A 17,698-nucleotide genomic window follows, 5' to 3' on the forward strand; every position below is an offset into this window, starting at 1 on the left:
CCGCCTCAGAAGCGGTTACGCAGCGCGAAGGTGAAGCTGCGTCCCGGCTCCAGCAGCGGGTTGGTCGTGCTCTCGCGGAAGGCGACGTTCGCCGCCGTCGCGGCGCTGCGGTAGGAGGCGTCGAGCAGGTTGCTCGCCGTCACCGTCAGCGTCGTGTTGCCTACCACCGGCGAGACCAGCCGGTCGAGCCGCATCTCGGCCGAGAGGTTCAGCACGCCATAGGCGGCGGTCTTGAACTCCTGCGTCGCATCGACCCGCGACTTGCCGGCCGCCCAGTCCACCGAGCCCGTAAGCGCCACGCCGCGGTCCGCGAGCACGTATTGCAGCCCCGCCCGGCCGCCGAAGGGCGCGATGTAGGGGACGGCGGTGTGGGTGGTGGTGTTGGTGGCCCGGAGCGCCGTGACGTTGCCGAAGAAGTTCAGCGCGTCGTTGAGCTGCCAGCGCCAGTCGGCCTCGACGCCCGTCATCTCCACGTCGCCGACATTCTGCCGCTGGGTGGCGGCGAAGCCCATGTAGGTGGTCGGCACGTTCAGCAGGAAGTTCTCGAACTGGCTGCGGAAGACCGTGGTGCGGATGGTGGCGCGCGGGAAGTGCAGGCGAACGCCGCCCTCGACGTTCACGCCGCGCTCCGGCTTCAGGTCCGGGTTGGGGATCGTGTAGGTCGAGCCGGACAGCCCCTGCGAGAAGAGCTCCGCCGTCACGGGATAGCGGAAGGAGGTGCCGACATTGCCGACGAGCTCGATGACCTGCGTCGGTCGGTAGGAGAGGCCGACGCTGCCGGTCGTGGCCGAGGCGGTCGTGCTCTGCGCCGCGCGGAAGGCCGGCAGCAGGTTGGGCGAGGCGAGCGGCGACTGCGCGGGGTCGGAGACGACGAAGTCGAAGCGGCCCGCGGCGAGGACCGTCAGCTGCCGCGTCGCGTCCCATTCCGTGTTCACGAAGGCGCCGAGATTGAACTGCTGCGCGTCCGGCCCGCTCTTGCGCCGCGCGGAGGGCGTCATGCTGACCACCTGGCCCGCGGCGTTCATGCGCGTCACCAGCGAGGAGGCCTCCGAGCCCGGCCGGTTCTCAGTGATGAAGTCCATGCCCACGGTGGTGCGCGTGGACTGCCACGGGATCATGCCCGCGACGCGGCCGCCCCAGACGGTGGGGCCGATGACGTAGCTGTTCGAATCGGTGATCTGCCGGGCCGTCGCCGTGTTGCGGTTGGTCAGCTTGGTGAAGAACTCGTTGCGGTAGAGGCTCGCATCGACGGTGCGGAACCAGCCGGTGTCGAAGATGCCCGAATAGGCGAGCCGCCCGGAATAGAGCTGCAGCGTGGCCTCGCGCTGGATGGAGAGCGGATAGGCCGGCTGCGTTCCCGCCCGGCCGTCGGTCACGCTCGTGGCGCGCAGCGAGAATTCGGCGCGCTGGTTCGTCGTGGGCGAGTAGCCCAGCACGATCGACGCGCCGCCGGTCTTGTAGTCGCTGTTGCCGACCCGGCCCTGGCCGGAGCGGTAGTCGTCCGCCTGGCGGCCGTTGACGCTGATGCGCGCGTCGAAGCCCGCGCCGGCGCCCTCGATGCCGAGTCCGCCCTGCACCTGGTTGCCGTTGGTGCCGTACATCAGGAAGCTGTCGCCGCCGGTGAAGCGGAAGCTCGGCGCGAAGGGATCGCCCGAGGGGCGGCGTGTCACGAAGTTCAGCAGCCCGCCCAGCGCGTCGCTGCCGTACATGGAGGAGGCCGGCCCTCGGATCACCTCGATCCGCTCGATCTCGAAGGGCGAGAGCAGCATCAGCTGCAGCGTGTTGCGGCCGCGCGCCCGGTCGCCGTCGATGTACATCGGCACGCGGAAGTCGTTGGTGTTGAGGCCGCGCAGGAAGACCGTGCCGTTGATGCCGCCGGCGCGGTTGATGCTGACCCCCGGGACATCCCGAAGCAGCTCCAGCGTGCCGGCGGGGTTGCTGCGCTCGATCTCCGCGCGGTCCACCACGGAGACGGACTGGGTGCGCGCATGGGGAAGCTGCGCCGCCGGCGGCACGGCCCCGAGGGGCTGGAGCTCGCCGCGGGGACCGCCCGTCCCGCGGACGTTGATCTCGTCGAGCTGGATCGCCGGAGTCGGTGCCGGGGCCTCCGCGGGCGGGGCTGTTTGCGCCAGGGCATGCCCGGAGGACAGCGCGGCCAGGAGACCGAGGATGGAAGGTCGGCTTCGCATCTATCTGAGATCTTTCTCGGAAAATGAGTTGGCATGACCGGATCCCGACCATGCTGCGGTGCGAAACTTACGCCTCGTAAGTTAAATTGACAATGCGAGTCATTCGCAATTAAGAGAGCCCATCGCTTCTGGAGACGACGGATGGAACAGGCCACGATGCGTCGGGGAGCCCGGCGCCTCGCCCTCGGGCTCGCCTGCCTGGCGGGGCTTTCAGGGGCGGCTTCGGCCCTGGAGGTGACGGACCAGCGCGGCCGGACCCATCGCCTCGAGGGGCCGGCGGGGCGCGTCGTCTTCCTGCCCATGCCGCACCCCTCGACCTACATGGCGATCGACGGGACGGAGCGGCATGTTGTCGGCATGAACCCTGCCTCCGCCACGGCGCTGCGCGACGGCGTCCTGTCCCGCATCTTCCCGGGCGCGCGCTCGATCGCGACGGACATCACGCGCGGCGCGGGCTTCACGCCCAATGTCGAATCGATCCTCGCCCTGCGCCCGGATGCGGTCTTCCAATGGGCCTCGCAGGGGCCCGAGCTGCTGGAGGTGCTGGACCGCGTGGGCCTGCGCGCCATCGGCGTGCGCTGCTGCAGCCAGGAGGATCTGGAGACCTATTCGGGCATCATGGGCCGCCTCGCCGGGCAGGAGGAGCGCGCGGCGGAGATGATGCGGCGCCAGGCCATCCGCCGGGCCGAGATCGCGCAGGCCATGGAGGGCCTGCCCGAGGCCGCGCGCCCGCGCATTGCCTATTTCGGCCGCTACACCGACGCGATGCGGGTCAGCGGCGCCGGCTCCTACAATAATGGCTACATCCGGCTCGCCGGCGGGCGCGGCGTGGCCACGGGCACCGGCAGTGGCGGCACCGTCACGCTGGAGCAGGTGCTGACCTGGAATCCCGAGGTCATCCTGCTCGGCAACTTCGACACCGCCATGCCGGCCGACATTTATGGCGATCCGCGCTGGGCCAGCCTCGAGGCCGTGCGCAGCCGGCGCGTCTACCGCATGCCGCTGGGCGGCTACCGCTGGGATCCGCCGAGCCAGGAATCCGCGCTGACCTGGACCTGGATCGCGCAGCTCCTGCATCCCGGCCGCGGTGCGTTCGACCTGCGCGCGGACATGCGCGACTGGTACCGTTTCCTCTACCGCTATGAGCTGACCGACGACGAGATCGACGGCATCCTCTTCGCCGCGCAGAACAAGGATTCCGCGGGCTACGGACGATTGCTCCGCCGATGAGTGCCGCCGCCATGCCGCGGACGACGCTGCTGCGGCCCGCGCTGCTGTGGGTGGGCCTTGCGGCGCTGCTCACCCTCACCCTGCTCGCGTCGCTGGCCGCCGGGCGCTACGAGGTCCCGATCCGCCATGTGGCGGCGATCCTGGTGGCGCCGCTGCTCGACCTCGCGCCCAGTTGGACGCCGACCGAGGAGCTGGTGGTGCGCACCGTCCGCCTGCCGCGCCTGCTGATGGCGGGGCTCGCAGGCGCGGGTCTCGCGCTCTGCGGCGCGGTGCTGCAGGGCATCTTCCGCAACCCGCTGGTGGGGCCGCAGACCATCGGCGTCTCTTCCGGCGCCGCGCTGGGCGGCGTCACCGCGATCCTGCTGCTGGGCTTCGGCTGGCCGGTGGCAATCGGCGCCTTCCTGGGCGCCATCGCGGCCCTGCTCGCGGTGCTGGCGATCCACGACGGCAAGGGCCTCTCCGCCATCCTGACCCTGGTGCTGGCGGGCGTCGTGGTCAGCGCCTTCTGCGGCGCGCTGGTCGGCTTCGCGACCTATATCGCCGATCCGGAGACCCGGCTGCCCGGGTTGGTTTTCTGGCTGATGGGCAGCTTTTCCGCCGCCACCTGGCCGAAGCTGGGGCTGCTGGCGCTGTGCACCCTGCCGGCGGGGGCCGTCCTTCTCGCCATGCGCTGGCGCGTCAACCTGCTCTCCCTCGGCGACGAGGAGGCGCGCACACTGGGCGTGCGTCCCGGGCGCGACCGGCTGATCCTCTTCGCCGCGGTCTGCCTGATCGTGGCGGCGCAGGTGGCGGTCAGCGGCACCGTCGGCTGGGTCGGGCTGGTGATCCCGAACCTGTGCCGGCTGGCCATGGGGGCGGACCATCGCCGCCTGCTGCCGGCCTCCGCGCTGCTGGGCGCGAGCTTCCTGATGCTGGCCGACACGGTCGCCCGGAGCCTGACGGCGGCCGAGATACCGGTGGGGATCGTGACGGCCATCGTCGGCACGCCCGTCTTCGCCTACCTGCTGCGCCACGCCGCCCGGTCGAGGGCACGCGCATGATCGAGGTCGAGGAGGCCGGCCACTGGTACCGTCCCGGCCGATGGCTGTTCCGGCATCTCGGCTTCTCCGTGCCGGCGGGCGGGGTGCTCGCGGTGCTCGGGCCCAACGGGCGCGGCAAGACGACGCTGCTGCGCGGCCTCTGCGGAACGCTGACGCTGCGCGAGGGCCGGCTCTCCACGGGTGGGCCGGTGGGCTACGTGCCGCAGGCGCTGGCCAGCGACGTCGGCTACACGGCCCTCGATATGGTGCTGATGGGCCGCAGCCGCTTCATCGGCCGCTTCGACACGCCCCGCCCGGCGGATCTCGCGCGGGCCGAGGCCTGCCTGGAGGAGGTCGGCCTCTCGGCGGTCGCGGACCAGCGCTACGACCGGCTGAGCGGCGGGCAGCGGCAGCTCGTGCTGCTGGCGCGCGCGCTGGCCTCGGACTGCACGGCGATGGTGCTCGACGAGCCCGCCTCGGCGCTCGATCTCGCCAACCAGGGCATCATCCTGCGGCTGCTGCTGCGGCTGTCCCGGGAGCGCGGTCTCGCGATCCTCTTCACCACGCACCAGCCCGACCATGCCCTCGCCGTCGCCGATCAGGCGCTGCTCATGCTGGAGGCCGGGGCGCATGTCTGCGGAAGGAGTTCGGACGTCCTGAACGAAGCGAATCTGGAGCGGCTCTATGCCGTGCCCGTGCGGCGGGTCGCCTGGTGGCATGACGGCCAGCACGGCGAAACGGTTGTTCCGCTGCACGGGTTGAGCTCTGGCGGAAGGGCGGACGTCTCCTAGAGAAAACGCCCGGCCTCACCGGGCCGCGGTGTAGCGGTTCTCCGGCACGCGCAGGCCCAGATTCTCGCGCAGCGTCCTCCCCTCATAGGCGGTGCGGAAGATGCCGCGGCGTTGCAACTCGGGGATGACGAGGTCGGTGAAGTCCTCGAAGGGCCTCGGATAGTGGTTGCAGATCACGTTGAACCCGTCGGCTGCGTCCTTCTCCAGCCATTCCTGCAGCTCGTCGGCGATGTATTCGGGCGTGCCGACGAGCACGCGGTGCCCCTGCGCGGCGGAGACGGAGCGCGCCACCTGCCGCAGCGTCATGTCGTGCTTCCGCGCCATGTCCATGATGAGCTTCTGGCGGGCCTTGGCGGAATTGGCCTCGGGCAGATCGGGCATCGGCCCGTCGAGCGGGTAGGAGAAGATGTCGATTCCGCGCGTGAAGCGCGCCAGCGCGGCCAGCGCCACGTCGTCGGGCAGCAGGGATTGCAGATCGTCGTACTTCGCCTGGGCTTCCGCCATGGTGCGGCCGACGACGGGCGTGATGCCCGGCATGATCTTCAGCTCGTCGGGCGTGCGGCCGTATTTCGCCATGCGCCCCTTCACGTCGGCGAAGAACTCGCGCGCGGGCTCGAGCTCGGTCTGCGCGGTGAAGACGAGATCGGCCGTGCGCGCCGCCAGCTCCCGTCCCGGCTCCGAGGAGCCCGCCTGCGCCACCACCGGCCGGCCCTGCGGCGTGCGCGAGACGTTGAGCGGCCCGCGCACCCGGAAATGCTTTCCCTGGTGGTGGAGGAAATGCATCTTCTCCTGGTCGAACCAGACGCCGCTCGCCTTGTCGCGCAGGAAGGCGTCCTCCTCCCAGGAATCCCACAGCCCCGCGCAGACCTCGTAGAACTCGATGGCGCGCTCGTAGCGCAGCGCGTGGTCCACATGCTGGTCGAGGCCGAAATTGCCGGCCTCGTCCTCGGTCTGCGACGTCACGAGGTTCCAGCCGCAGCGCCCGCCGCTGATATGGTCGATTGTCGCGAAGCGCCGGGCGATGTTGTAGGGCTCGTTATAGGTCGTGGTCGCGGTGGCGATCAGCCCGATATGCGAGGTGCCGACCGCCAGCGCCGCGAGGCAGGCCAGCGGCTCCAGCTTCACGATGCGGCTGAGCCGCGTGCGCGTCGTGTCGCCCGCCAGCATGGCGTCGCTGCCCGCCACCGCCACCGTATCCTGGAAGAAGATGGTGTCGTAGAGCGCGCGCTCGGCCATCTGGGTGAGGCGCATGTACCAGGCGAAGTCCATGTCGGTTTCCGGCACCGCGTCCGGATGCCGCCATCCCGCGAGGTGGTTGCCGGGCACGCTGAGGAAGGCGCCGAGCTTCAGTTGTTTCTTCTGGCCACTCATCTGCGGTCTGCCGTGTTCTGCTGCACCGGCCGGATGCCGGTCGCCATGGTGTACTGGTCGCCGCGCGGGATCAGGGTCAGGCCGCGCCGCGTGCCCCAGCCGGACTGGACGAAGAAGACCGGCACCAGGGCCGCCTGCTCCATGACGCGGCGCACGGCCCGGCGCGTCAGCGCCTCGCGCGCCGTGTCGTCCATCTCGCGCTCGGCCTCGGCGAGCAGGCCGTCCAGCACGGGGTCCGAATAGCCGCCGCGATTCTGCGGGCCGTGGCCCAGCGCCGCATTCTCGGTGCGCAGGAGCGTGTTCATGCCCTCCGTCGCGACGCCGGTGGTGGAGAAGAACATGGCGATCGCGGCCGAGAACTCGGAGCCCGCGCCCGGCGAGCCCCGGGCGCGGCGGAAGAAGATGGCGGTGGGCAGGCCCTCGACCGTGGTGCGGATGCCGATGGCGGTGAACATCTGGCCGATTGCCTGGCAGGAGCGGATGTCGCCGGCGAAGCGGTCGGCCGTGCACTGGATGGTGAGGCCGAAGCCGCGGGGATAGCCGGCCTCGGCCAGCAGGCGGCGCGCCAGCGCGGGATCGTAGGTGGGGAGCGGCAGGTCGGGGTCGTTGCCGATGAAGCCGGGGGGCGCGATCTGCCCCGCGGGCAGGGCGCCGCCCTCCATGGCGCGCGCGGCGAGCCCCTCGCGGTTGATCGCGTGGGAGAGGGCCTGGCGCACGCGCACGTCGCGCAGCGGGTTGCGGTCGAGCGGCCTGCCGTCCTCGCCGGTGACGAAGGGCGTCACCGTGCGGCTGCTGTCGAGCGACATGTAGAAGTTGAAGCCGGAGGTCGCGGTGACGAGCTGGCTGCGCGGGTCGCTCCGCACGCGGGCGTAGAGGGAGGGCGGCACGGCGTCGATCACGTCCACGTCGCCCGCCAGCAGCGCCGCGACGCGCGCGCTGTCGTTCGGGATGAAGCGATAGGTCACGCGCTGCCAGGGCTCGGCTGCCCCCCAGTAATGCGGGGCGCGCTCGATCACGACCGACTCGTTCTGGCTGAAGCGGACCCAGCGGTAGGGACCGGTGCCGATGGCAGCGCGGCCGCCGTTGAACTCCGTCTCGGCGGCGTTGCTGCCCGTGGCGGCGGCCGAGACGATGCCGACGGAGGTGAGATAGGCGGGCAGCATGGGGGTGGGCGCGGCGGTGGTGATGCGCAGCGTGCGGTCGTCCACCGCCTCCATGGCGGTGATGCTGCGCAGCAGGGAGGCGTAGGTGCGCAGACCCTGGGCGTCCTTCGCTCGCTGGATGGAGAAGATCACATCCGCCGGGGTGAGCGGCGATCCGTCATGAAAGGTGACGCCGGGTCGCAGCCGGAACTCCCAGACGGTTGGCGCGATAGGCTGGCCTGTCTCTGCGAGGCCGGGGATCGGATGAAGGTTAGCGTCCTGGAAGTAGAGCGGCTCGTAGACATGGAGCTGGACGTTGCGGTTCGGGCTGTAGCTCTGATGCGGGTCGGAGCCGTCCACCGCCGCTTTCATGCCGATGCGAAGCTCCTGCGCTTCGGCGGTGCATGAGAGCAGCAGCAGAAGCGCGAGGAGCCGGCGCATCACGCGGCCTCGTAGCGGTTGCGCGGCATCGAGATGCCCAGGTTCTCGCGCAAGGTCCTGCCTTCGTACTCGGTGCGGAAGATTCCGCGACGCTGCAGCTCCGGCACCACGTACCGACAAAAGTCCTCGAGCGGCTTCGTGTAGAAGGGGAACATGAGGGTGAAGCCGTCGCAGGCCTTGCCCTCGAACCACTCCTGCATGACGTCGGCGATGCGCTGCGGCCCGCCCACGATCATCTGATGACCCAGCGAGGTGCCCATGTAGCGGGCCACCTGCCGGATGCTGAGGTTCTCCCGTCGCGCCTTGGCCATCAGATGCTCCTGCCGCGCCTTGGCGGCGTTGCTCGGGGGCAGGTCCGGCAGCGGGCCGTCCGGCGGATAGCTGTAGATGTCGAGGTCGCCGCAGAGCCGGGCCAGCAGTTTCATCGCCGTCGCGTCGTCGATCAGCGCGGCGAGCTGGTCATAGGTCCGCTGCGCCTCCTCATCCGTGGCGCCGGTGATGGCCATGAAGCCGGGCATGATCTTCACGTCATCAGGGTTACGGCCATGCGCGGCGGCGCGGCGTTTCACGTCGGCGTAGAAGGCCTGGCCCTCTTCCAGCACGCTCTGCGCGGTGAAGATCATGTCGGCCACGCGTGAGGCGAGCCGCTTGCCGACCTCCGACGAGCCGGCCTGCGCGATGATCGGCCGGCCCTGCGGGCAGCGCGGCAGGTTCAGCGGGCCGCGCACGCGGAAATGCTTTCCCTCGTGGCCGAGGATGTGCGCTTTCTCGGGATCGAGGAACTTTCCGCTCGCCTTGTCGCGCGGGAAGGCGCCGTCCTCGAAGCTGTCCCAAAGGCCGGCGACAACATCGAAAAATTCCTCGGCGCGCTCGTAGCGGTCCGTGTGGTCGGGATGGCGATCGTGGCCGAAGTTCACCGCCTCGTCCTCGATCTGGGAGGTGACGAGGTTCCAGCCGGCGCGCCCGCCGCTGATATGGTCCACCGAGCCGAAGCGGCGCGCGATGGTGTAGGGATCGCCATAGGTGGTCGTCGCCGTCGCGATCAGCCCGAGATGCGTTGTCACCGGAGCGAGCGCGGCAATGAGCGTCGCGGGCTCGGGGAAGACCTGCCGTCCCGCGGCAGGCCGCCAGGGGCCGGCGCCGTCGAGGTTGGCGCTGCCGTTCACGGCCGCGGTGTCCTGGAAGAAGACGCAGTCCAGCTTCGCACGCTCGGCCGTCTGCGCGGCGGCGACATAGTGCGCGAAGGACATGTCGGTCTCGGGCAGGGCGTCCGGGTGGCGCCATCCCGCGGAGTGGCTGCCGGGGGTGAAGAAGAAGGCGCCCAGCTTCAGCATGGAGTTGGTCATGGGGCGGGACGAACCTCGGTGGCCATGGTGTACTGGTCGGCGCGCGGTGTGAGCGTCAGCGGCCGGCGCAGGCCCCAGGACGCCTTCATGTGGAAGATCGGCAGCAGTGCCTCCTGGTCGACGGCGTAGCGCACGGCCTGCTGCATCGCCGCCTCGCGCGCGGCGGGATCGAAGAGGCTGTCCGTGCGCTCCAGCAGCCCGTCGAGCTCCGGGCTGGAGTAGCGCGTGCGGTTCCAGCCGCCATGCGCGCGCTGGCCGTTCACGGTGCGGACGAGCGAGGTCAGCCCCTCGCTCGCGAGGCCGGAGGAGGAGCCGAAGATGGAGAGCATCGCGCTCAGCTCCGGTACGCCGTCCGGCCCGAGATTGGCGCTGCGGCGCAGGTAGACCGGCATGGGCATCGCCTCGATCGAGGCGCGGATGCCGATGGCGGTCAGCATCTGGCCGATCGCCTGGCAGGTGCGGGCGTCGCCGGCGAAGCGATCGAGCGTGCAGTGGAGGTTCAGGTTGAAGCCCTGGGCATAGCCCGCCTCCGCCATGAGCCGCCGCGCGAGCGCCGGGTCGTAGCGCGGGATCGGAAGGTCCGGCACATGGCCGATGAGCCCATCGGGCGCGATCTGCCCGGTGGCGGTGGCGCCGCCTTCCATCGTGCGCTCGGCCAGCGCAACGCGGTTGATCGCATGCGTCATGGCCTCGCGCACGCGGTGGTCGCGCAGCGGGTTTTGGGGCAGCGGCTGGCCATCGGCGCCCGTCGCATTGGCGATGCGCGAGCTCATGCTGTCGAGGAAGAAGTAGTGGGTGAAGATGGAATCACCGGTGACCAGCCGCGTCTGCGGGTTGTCGCGCACCCGCGCGTAGAGGCCGGCGGGGATGGTGTCGATCACGTCCACGTCGCCGGCCAGTAGCGCCGCGACGCGCGTGCTGTCGTTCGGGATGAAGCGGAAGATCACGCGCTCCCAGGGCTCGGCCGGGCCGCGCCAGGCGGGATTGCGGTCCAGCACCACGTCCTGCGAGGGCGTCCAGCGAATCCAGCGGTAGGGGCCGGAGCCGATGGAGGCGCGGCCGCCGTTGAAGTCGGCGTCGCTGGCATCGACGGCGGCCCTGGCACTGACGATGGCGATGGCCACGAGGAAGTCGGGCTGCAGCGGCGTGGGCGTGTTGGTGCGCACGATGAGCGTGCGCGGGTCCGGTGTCTCGACGGCCACGATGTTGCGCACGGCGCTGGCATAGGTGCGTGGGCCCACGGCGGCCTGGGCACGGCGGATGGAGAAGGCCGCATCCTCCGAGGTCAGCGGCGAGCCGTCGCTGAAGGTGACGCCCTCGCGCAGCTTGAACTCCCAGGTCAGCGGGTCGATCGAGCGCCAGCTTTCGGCGAGGCCGGGATGCGGGCGCAGGTGCTCGTCCTGCGTCAGCAGCGTCTCCCAGACATGGATGCCGACATTGCGGTTGGGCGTGAAGGTGAGGTGCGGATCGGCCGCATCGACAGCGGCCTTGAAGGCGATGCGCAGCGTCTGCGCGGAGGTCGGCAGCGCGGCCAGCGACAGCGCCGCGGCGAACAGAAAGCCCCTCATTGCGCAGCGCTGCCCAACGCCGCCGCTATCGCCGCGCGCCGATGGGTGGGGTAGGGGACGCCCAGAATCTCTCTCAAAGTCGGTCCTTCATAAGCTGTGCGGAACAGGCTGCGGCGCTGCATCTCGGGCACCACCAGGTCGACGACGTCCTCGAGCCCGCCCGGCAGCCAGGGTGGGAGGATGTTGAAGCCGTCGGCGGCCTCCTGGGTAAACCATTCCTCCATCGCATCCACGATGTCGGCCGGCGTACCGATGACGGTGCGGTGGCCGTTGCCGCCGGCGACGGAGAGGTAGAGCTGACGGATGGTCAGGTTCCCGCGCGCGGCAATATCGAGAAAAATCTGCGCGCGGCTGTGCATGCGACGGTTGACCGGCGCCGGCACCGGTCCGTCGAGCGGATAGGCGGAGAGGTCGCCGAGATAGTTGGCGAGGGCGCCGAGCCCTACCAGCGGCTGCACCAGCTCCTGCAGCACCTCGTAGCGGTCGTGCGCTTCCTGCCGCGTGCGGCCGGGGATGGCCATCAGCCCGGGCATGATCTTCAGATGGTCCCGCTCGCGCCCGTACTTCGCCATGCGGCCCTTCACGTCGGCGTAATAGGCCTGCGCGTCCGCGAGCGTTTGCGCGGCGGCATAGACCACATCGGCCGTGGCGGCGGCGAGCTCGCGGCCCTGGTCGCTGGCGCCGGCCTGCACGATCACGGGCGTCCCCTGCGGCGTGCGCGCGACGTTGAGGGGACCGCGCACCTGGAAGTGCTTGCCCTGGTGGTTCAGGACGTGGAGCTTGCCCGGGTCGTAGTTGAGGCCGCTCTCCTTGTCCCGGACGAAGGCGTCGTCCTCCCAGCTTTCCCACAGCCCGCGCACGACATCGACGAACTCGGCGGCGCGGTCGTAGCGGACGTCGTAGCCGGGCGCCTTGTCGCGGTTGAAGTTCTGCGCCTCCATGTCGGTGACGCTGGTGACCACGTTCCAGCCCGCGCGACCGCCGCTGATGTGGTCGAGCGAGGCGAATTTCCGGGCGACGTGATAGGGCTCGTTGTAGGTGGTCGAGGCCGTCGCCACGAGGCCGACGTTTTTCGTGACCATCGCCAGCGCCGAGAGCAGCGTCAGCGGCTCGAACTGCACGTTTTTCGAGGTGCGGGCGAGCGCGCCTGCCGGCTCGTCATGGAAGCGGATGCCCACGCCGTCGGCGAGGAAGGCCATGTCGAAAAGCCCGCGCTCGGCGGCCTGTGTCACGCGGATGAAATGCGGCAGCTCCATATTGCCGCCGGCGGGTGCGTCCGGATGGCGCCAGGCGGCCAGGTGGTAGCCGAGCCCGATCATGGAGACGCCGAGCCGGATCTGTCTCTTGCTGGCCATGTTCTACAAGCCTCGCGGGTGTCCTTCGGCCCGACTTCGCGGACCGATTTCTCTGCGAAACGAAGCAAGTCTCATGCCACCTGTGATTGCAGAAACCGGTTGGATTGCTCCGCGATACGGAGGCTTCGCGGTTGACGCGGCGGCCCCGTCGCCGCACGCTCCGCATAAGGAATTTCTGGACGGGAGAGAGCCAGCGCACGCCGAAGGGTCAGGGACCCGAGGAGGAAGAATGCGCGGCCTGTCGATCGATAACCTGTCCCGCCACGAGAGCCGCGCATGAGCGAGCTCCACTGGCTCACCATCGCCGAGGCCGGGCGGCGGATCGCCGCGCGCCAGCTTTCGCCCCTGGAGCTCACGCAGGCCCTGCTGGACCGCATCGGCGCGGTGGACCCCGCGCTGAACAGCTTCATCGCCGTGACGGCCGAGCTTGCCTTGTCGGAAGCGCGGCAGGCGGAGGCGGAGGTGATGGCCGGGCGCCATCGCGGCCCCCTGCACGGCGTGCCCTATGCGCTGAAGGACATCTACGACACTGCCGGCATCGCCACGACCGGCCATTCCGCGCGCTGCCGGGACCGCATCCCGGCCGAGGACGCGCCGACCGTCGCGAAGCTGCGCGAAGCGGGCGGCATTCTGCTCGGAAAGACGGCAACGCATGAGTTCGCAACCGGCGGCCCCTCCTGGGACCTCCCTTGGCCGCCCGCGCGCAATCCCTGGGACCTCACGCGCTTCCCCGGTGGCTCCTCCTCCGGCTCGGGCGCGGCGGTCGCGGCGGGGCTGGTGCCGGGCGCGATGGGCTCGGACACCGGCGGCTCCATCCGGCTGCCGGCGGCCTTCTGTGGCACGGCCGGGATCAAGCCGACCTATGGCCGCGTCAGCAAGCGCGGCGTGCTGCCGCTCTCCTTCACGCTGGACAATGCCGGGCCGCTCGCCTGGACGGTGGAGGATTGCGCGATCCTGCTGCAGGCCGTCGCCGGCCACGACCCGCTCGACCCGGCCAGCGCCGAACTGACGGTGCCCGATTTCCGCGCTTCGCTGCACGAGGGCGTGAAGGGCCTGCGCATCGGCCTCGTACGCCATTGGTACGAGACGGACGGCCGCGCCTCGGACGAGGTGATCGCCGCGATGGAGGCGACCGCCGAAGTGCTGCGCGCGCTGGGCGCAGAGGTGCGCGAGGTCACGCTGCGGCCGCTCGCCGAGTACCAGTCCTGCATGCGGATCATCACGCTGTCGGAATCCTTCAGCATCCACGGCGACCGGCTGCGCGGAAGGCCGTCCGACTACGGCGAGGTCTTCCGCTACCGCATCATGCCCGGCGCCTTCGTGACGGGGACGGACTACGTGCAGGCGCTGCGGCAGCAGCGCATCCTGGCGCAGGGCATGTACGACGCGTTGCGCGAGGTCGACGCGCTCATCACGCCGAGCAGCTGGGGCGAGGCGCCGGTCATGGCGCCGATGCGGGCGGAGGCCAACTTTGCCTCGCCGCCGCTGACCAACCCCACCAACGTCTCGCAGCTGCCGACGCTCTCGCTGTGCAACGGCTTCTCCGTCAGGGGCCTGCCGCTCTCGCTACAGATCGCCGGCCGCGCCTTCGACGAGGCGACGGTCTTTCGTATCGGCCAGGCCTACGAGGCCGCGACCGCCTGGCGCGCGCGCCGGCCGGCGCTGCCCGCCGCTGCCGTGAACGACACGCCAGCAGACCAGGCCGCGCCACCGCCGGGCGATGCGGCTCGGGTGATCTACGAGATCCTCGCCGCGCGTGCTGCGCTGCCGCTGGATTCCAGACAATTCGCGCAGATCGCCGAGGCCTCGCCCCATGTGGAGGCCATGGCCGCCCATCTGCCGCGCGACCTCACCTTCGGCGCCGAGCTCGCCACCAACTTCGCCTTCGACGGGGAGTGAACGCCATGCCCGACACCAACCCGGCCGCGCTGCATTACCTCCCGATGTCGGAGGCCTCGCGCCTCATCGCCGCGCGCAAGCTTTCCCCGGTGGAGCTGACCCGCGCCTTCCTGGCGCGGATCGAGGCGATCGACCCACAGCTCGATTCCTACCTCCTGGTCACCGCCGAGCGCGCGCTGGAGCAGGCGCGGCGGGCCGAGGCGGAGATCATGGCGGGCCATTACAAAGGCCCGCTGCACGGCATTCCCTATGCGCTGAAGGACATCTACTGCACCGCCGGCATCCGCACGACGGGCCATTCGCGCAGCCAGCAGGATTTCGTCCCCGCCGAGGACGCCGAGACCGTCGCGCGGCTGAGCGCGGCCGGCGCCGTGCTGCTGGGCAAGCTCGCCACGCATGAGTTCGCGCATGGCGGCCCAAGCTTCGACCTGCCCTGGCCGCCGGCGCGCAACCCCTGGGACCGCAGCCGCATCACCGGCGGCTCCTCCTCCGGCTCCGGCGCGGCGGTCGCGGCCGGCCTCGCCATGGGCGCGATGGGCTCCGACACCGGCGGGTCGATCCGCAATCCCGCCGCGCTCTGCGGTCTGGTTGGGCTGAAGCCGACCTACGGCCTCATCAGCCGGCGCGGCATCTGGACCAACAGCTTCTCCTACGACCATGCCGGGCCGATGACCTGGACCGTCGAGGATTGCGCGCTGATGCTGCAGACCCTCGCCGGCCACGACCCGCTCGATCCCGCTAGCGCGATGCGTGCGGTGCCCGACTACCGCGCCGCGCTCGCCGGCGACATCAAGGGAATGCGCATCGGCGTGCTGCGCCACCAGTTCGAGGTCGAGGCGCCCGTGCCGGATGTCGTGCGCGCGGCGCTGGAGGAGGCCTTCGGCGTGCTGCGCGGGCTCGGCGCGGAGCTCGAGGAGGTCCGCATCCGCCCGGTGCAGGACTATGCCGACGTGAAGATCACCGGCGCGGAGAGCGAGCTCTACGCGGTGCACGAGCCCGGCCTGCGCGCCAACCCCGGCCTCTTCGGCGAGGATTTTCTGGGGCGCTCGCTCGCCGCGATCCTGATCCGCGGCGAGGACTACGTGAATGCCCAGCGCGGGCGTCGCGCCATGGTGGCGGAGGCGAAGCCGCTCTGGGACCGCTACGACGCGCTCGTCACCGCCGGCCCCGGCCCCGCGCCGGTGCTGGAGAGCTGGCGGACCATCCACTTCTGGCAGAAGTCCTCGCTGACCACGGCCTTCAATGTGCTCGGCGGCCCGGCGCTGGCGCAATGCATGGGCTATACGCCCGAGGGGCTGCCGCTCTCGATGCAGCTCGTCGGCCGGCCCTTCGCGGACGCGACCGTGCTGCGCATCGCCGACGCCTATGAGCGCGCGACACCCTGGCGCCAGCGGCGGCCCGCGCTGGACGAAAACGCCTCCTTCTCCAAGGTCTTGCCGCCTGTGCCGGACCCGACGCCCGCCGAGATCTCGCCAGCCGAGCGCGACGCGATCGCCCTGATCGCGCGACGCGCCGGCCTGACCCTGAATGAGCGCCAGTTCGAGCTGCTCGCCGCCGCCGCTCCCTATGTGGAGGCCATGACGGGAAGGCTGCGCACGCCGCGTCCCTTCGAGGCGCTGCCCTCCAACGTCTTCCGCTTCACCGGCTACACGGGAGCCTGAGCGCCATGACCGATGTGACCCGCCGCTCCACCCTCGGCCTCGCCGCGAGCGCTTTCGCCACGCCGGTCCTGGCGCAAGCCCCGGGCGGCGAGCTCCGCATCGGCATGACGGCGTCGGACATCCCCACCGCGCGCGGCGCGCCGGACCAGGGCGGCGAGGGCATCCGCTGGATGGGCTTCACCATCTACGACAGCCTCGTCTACTGGAACCTCATCCAGGAGGAGACGATCCCCGACATCGTCCCCGCTTTGGCCGAGCGCTACTATCCGAATCCTGCGGACAACAAGGAGTGGATCTTCGAGCTGCGCCGCGGCGTGAAGTTCCACGACGGCTCGGATTTCGACGCGGATGCGGTGATCTGGAACCTGGAGAAGCTCCTGGTGAAGGAGGCGCCGCACTACGATCCGCAGCAGAACATGACGCTCTCCTTTCGCATCCCCGGCATCAAGACTTGGCGGAAGATCGACGACTTCAAGGTGGCGATCGGCAGCGACACGCCCGATGCCTCGATGCTCGACCAGGTCGTGTTCCTGCACATCTCGAGCCCTGCGCAATGGCGCAGGCTCGGCAACTGGGAGGCCTTCGGCCGCCAGCCCTCCGGCACGGGGCCCTTCAAGGTGCAGGAGATCGTGCCGCGACAGCGCGCCGTGCTGCTGCCCAACGCCGACTACTGGGACGTGGCGCGCCGGCCCAAGGTGGACCGCCTGCTGCTGCTGCCGATCCCCGACGCCAACACCCGCGTGGCCGCGCTGCTGACCAACCAGGTCAACTTCATCGAGGCCCCGCCGCCCGACGCGCTCGACCGGCTGCGCGCGGCGGGCATGGTCATCAAGACCAACCCCTATCCGCATGTCTGGCCCTATATCCTGCGCATTGCCGGCGAGAACACGCCGATGACGGATGTCCGCGTCCGCCGCGCGCTGAACCTCGCGATCAACCGCGAGGAGATGGTGCAGCTCCTCGGCGGCACGGCGGCGCCCGCGCGCGGCATGGTCCTGCCCGACAGTCCCTGGTTCGGCCATCCGCAGTTCCAGATCCGCTACGACCCCGCCGAAGCGCGCCGGCTGCTGACCGAGGCCGGCTACGGGCCGCGCAACCCGCTGAAGATCAAGTTCCTCATCTCGCCCTCGGGCTCGGGCCAGATGCAGCCGCTGCCGATGAACGAATACGTGCAGCAGAACATGCGCGAGATCGGCGTCGAGCTCACCTTCGAGGTCGTCGAGTGGAACGCCATGCGCGGCCGGCGCAGCCGTGGGCCCCTCGACCCCAGCGCGCGCGACGTCCACGCGCTGAACAACAGCTTCGGCACCGCGACGCCCTTCGACGCCTTCTTCCGCCACTTCAGCTGCGAGAACGGGGTGCCGCAGGGCGTCAACTGGTCCGGCGTCTGCGACCCGCGGCTCGAGGCCATGATGCGGGAGGCGGCCGGCACCTTCGACGCGGCGGAGCGCGACCGCCTCGTCTCGCGCATCCACGAATACGTGGTGGACAACGCCTACTGGATCTTCGTCGTCTACGACGTGAATCCGCGCGCCCTGCGGCCGGAGGTGCAGGGCTTCGCGCAGGCCAAAAGCTGGTATCAGGACCTGACGCAGATCCGCATCCGGCGCTAGGCTCAGGACCTATTAATTCGGATGGTGTTGTGATTCACAGTCTCTGACGAGGAGGCTGTGATGGGTGCATTGT

At 70.2% G+C, this 17,698-nt stretch carries 12 protein-coding genes; 6 read left to right on the plus strand and 6 right to left on the minus strand.

Annotation, left to right across the window (positions count from 1 at the left end; translation table 11 throughout):
* Window positions 1-5 precede the first annotated feature (5 nt).
* The gene (locus AC1ROY_RS23845) at window positions 6-2,189 is read right to left on the minus strand and encodes a TonB-dependent receptor (protein WP_493151396.1); all 2,184 of its coding nucleotides are present in this window, start codon (window positions 2,187-2,189) and stop codon (window positions 6-8) included.
* Window positions 2,190-2,345: 156 nt separating this feature from the next.
* On the opposite strand from AC1ROY_RS23845, the gene AC1ROY_RS23850 reads away from it, so the two are divergent.
* From AC1ROY_RS23850 to AC1ROY_RS23860, 3 genes are read left to right on the plus strand one after another with little or no spacing between them, the layout of a single operon-like run.
* The gene (locus tag AC1ROY_RS23850; RefSeq protein WP_493151397.1) at window positions 2,346-3,419 is read left to right on the plus strand and encodes an ABC transporter substrate-binding protein; all 1,074 of its coding nucleotides are present in this window, start codon (window positions 2,346-2,348) and stop codon (window positions 3,417-3,419) included.
* A complete protein-coding gene (locus tag AC1ROY_RS23855; RefSeq protein WP_493151398.1) occupies window positions 3,416-4,459 on the plus strand; it encodes a FecCD family ABC transporter permease in 1,044 nt (347 codons plus the stop codon). Before AC1ROY_RS23850 ends, AC1ROY_RS23855 begins: the two co-directional genes overlap by 4 nt.
* Entirely contained in the window at window positions 4,456-5,229 is a 774-nt protein-coding gene (locus AC1ROY_RS23860) for an ABC transporter ATP-binding protein (RefSeq protein WP_493151399.1), read from the plus strand. The genes AC1ROY_RS23855 and AC1ROY_RS23860 overlap by 4 nt, the downstream gene beginning before the upstream one ends.
* 15 nt (window positions 5,230-5,244) lie before the next feature.
* On the opposite strand, the gene AC1ROY_RS23865 is transcribed toward AC1ROY_RS23860, so the two are convergent.
* Genes AC1ROY_RS23865 through AC1ROY_RS23885 form a run of 5 tightly spaced genes read right to left on the minus strand, consistent with a single transcriptional unit; the run spans window position 5,245 to window position 12,452 of the window.
* Window positions 5,245-6,600, minus strand: a complete 1,356-nt coding sequence (locus tag AC1ROY_RS23865; protein ID WP_493151400.1) for an LLM class flavin-dependent oxidoreductase — start codon at window positions 6,598-6,600, stop codon at window positions 5,245-5,247.
* Window positions 6,597-8,183 carry an ABC transporter substrate-binding protein gene (locus AC1ROY_RS23870; RefSeq protein WP_493151401.1) on the minus strand — a complete coding sequence of 529 codons (1,587 nt, stop codon included), beginning with the start codon at window positions 8,181-8,183 and terminating at the stop codon, window positions 6,597-6,599. Before AC1ROY_RS23870 ends, AC1ROY_RS23865 begins: the two co-directional genes overlap by 4 nt.
* Window positions 8,183-9,529, minus strand: coding sequence for an LLM class flavin-dependent oxidoreductase (locus tag AC1ROY_RS23875; RefSeq protein WP_493151402.1), 1,347 nt, complete (start codon window positions 9,527-9,529; stop codon window positions 8,183-8,185). The genes AC1ROY_RS23870 and AC1ROY_RS23875 overlap by 1 nt, the downstream gene beginning before the upstream one ends.
* Window positions 9,526-11,097: an ABC transporter substrate-binding protein gene (locus AC1ROY_RS23880; RefSeq protein WP_493151403.1), complete on the minus strand. Its 1,572-nt coding sequence runs from the start codon at window positions 11,095-11,097 to the stop codon at window positions 9,526-9,528. Before AC1ROY_RS23880 ends, AC1ROY_RS23875 begins: the two co-directional genes overlap by 4 nt.
* The gene (locus AC1ROY_RS23885) at window positions 11,094-12,452 is read right to left on the minus strand and encodes an LLM class flavin-dependent oxidoreductase (protein ID WP_493151404.1); all 1,359 of its coding nucleotides are present in this window, start codon (window positions 12,450-12,452) and stop codon (window positions 11,094-11,096) included. Before AC1ROY_RS23885 ends, AC1ROY_RS23880 begins: the two co-directional genes overlap by 4 nt.
* 276 nt (window positions 12,453-12,728) lie before the next feature.
* Here AC1ROY_RS23885 and AC1ROY_RS23890 point away from each other — a divergent pair, with 276 nt between their 5' ends.
* The 3 genes from AC1ROY_RS23890 to AC1ROY_RS23900 are packed head-to-tail and all read left to right on the plus strand — an operon-like array spanning window position 12,729 to window position 17,625.
* Window positions 12,729-14,351, plus strand: a complete 1,623-nt coding sequence (locus AC1ROY_RS23890) for an amidase (RefSeq protein WP_493151405.1) — start codon at window positions 12,729-12,731, stop codon at window positions 14,349-14,351.
* Between the two features lie 5 nt (window positions 14,352-14,356).
* On the plus strand, window positions 14,357-16,012 hold the full coding sequence (locus tag AC1ROY_RS23895; protein WP_493151406.1) for an amidase: 1,656 nt from the start codon (window positions 14,357-14,359) through the stop codon (window positions 16,010-16,012).
* Between the two features lie 5 nt (window positions 16,013-16,017).
* Window positions 16,018-17,625, plus strand: a complete 1,608-nt coding sequence (locus AC1ROY_RS23900; protein WP_493151407.1) for an ABC transporter substrate-binding protein — start codon at window positions 16,018-16,020, stop codon at window positions 17,623-17,625.
* Window positions 17,626-17,698 lie beyond the last annotated feature (73 nt).

Source organism: Roseococcus sp. GW821-FHT12F05 (assembly GCF_058806835.1).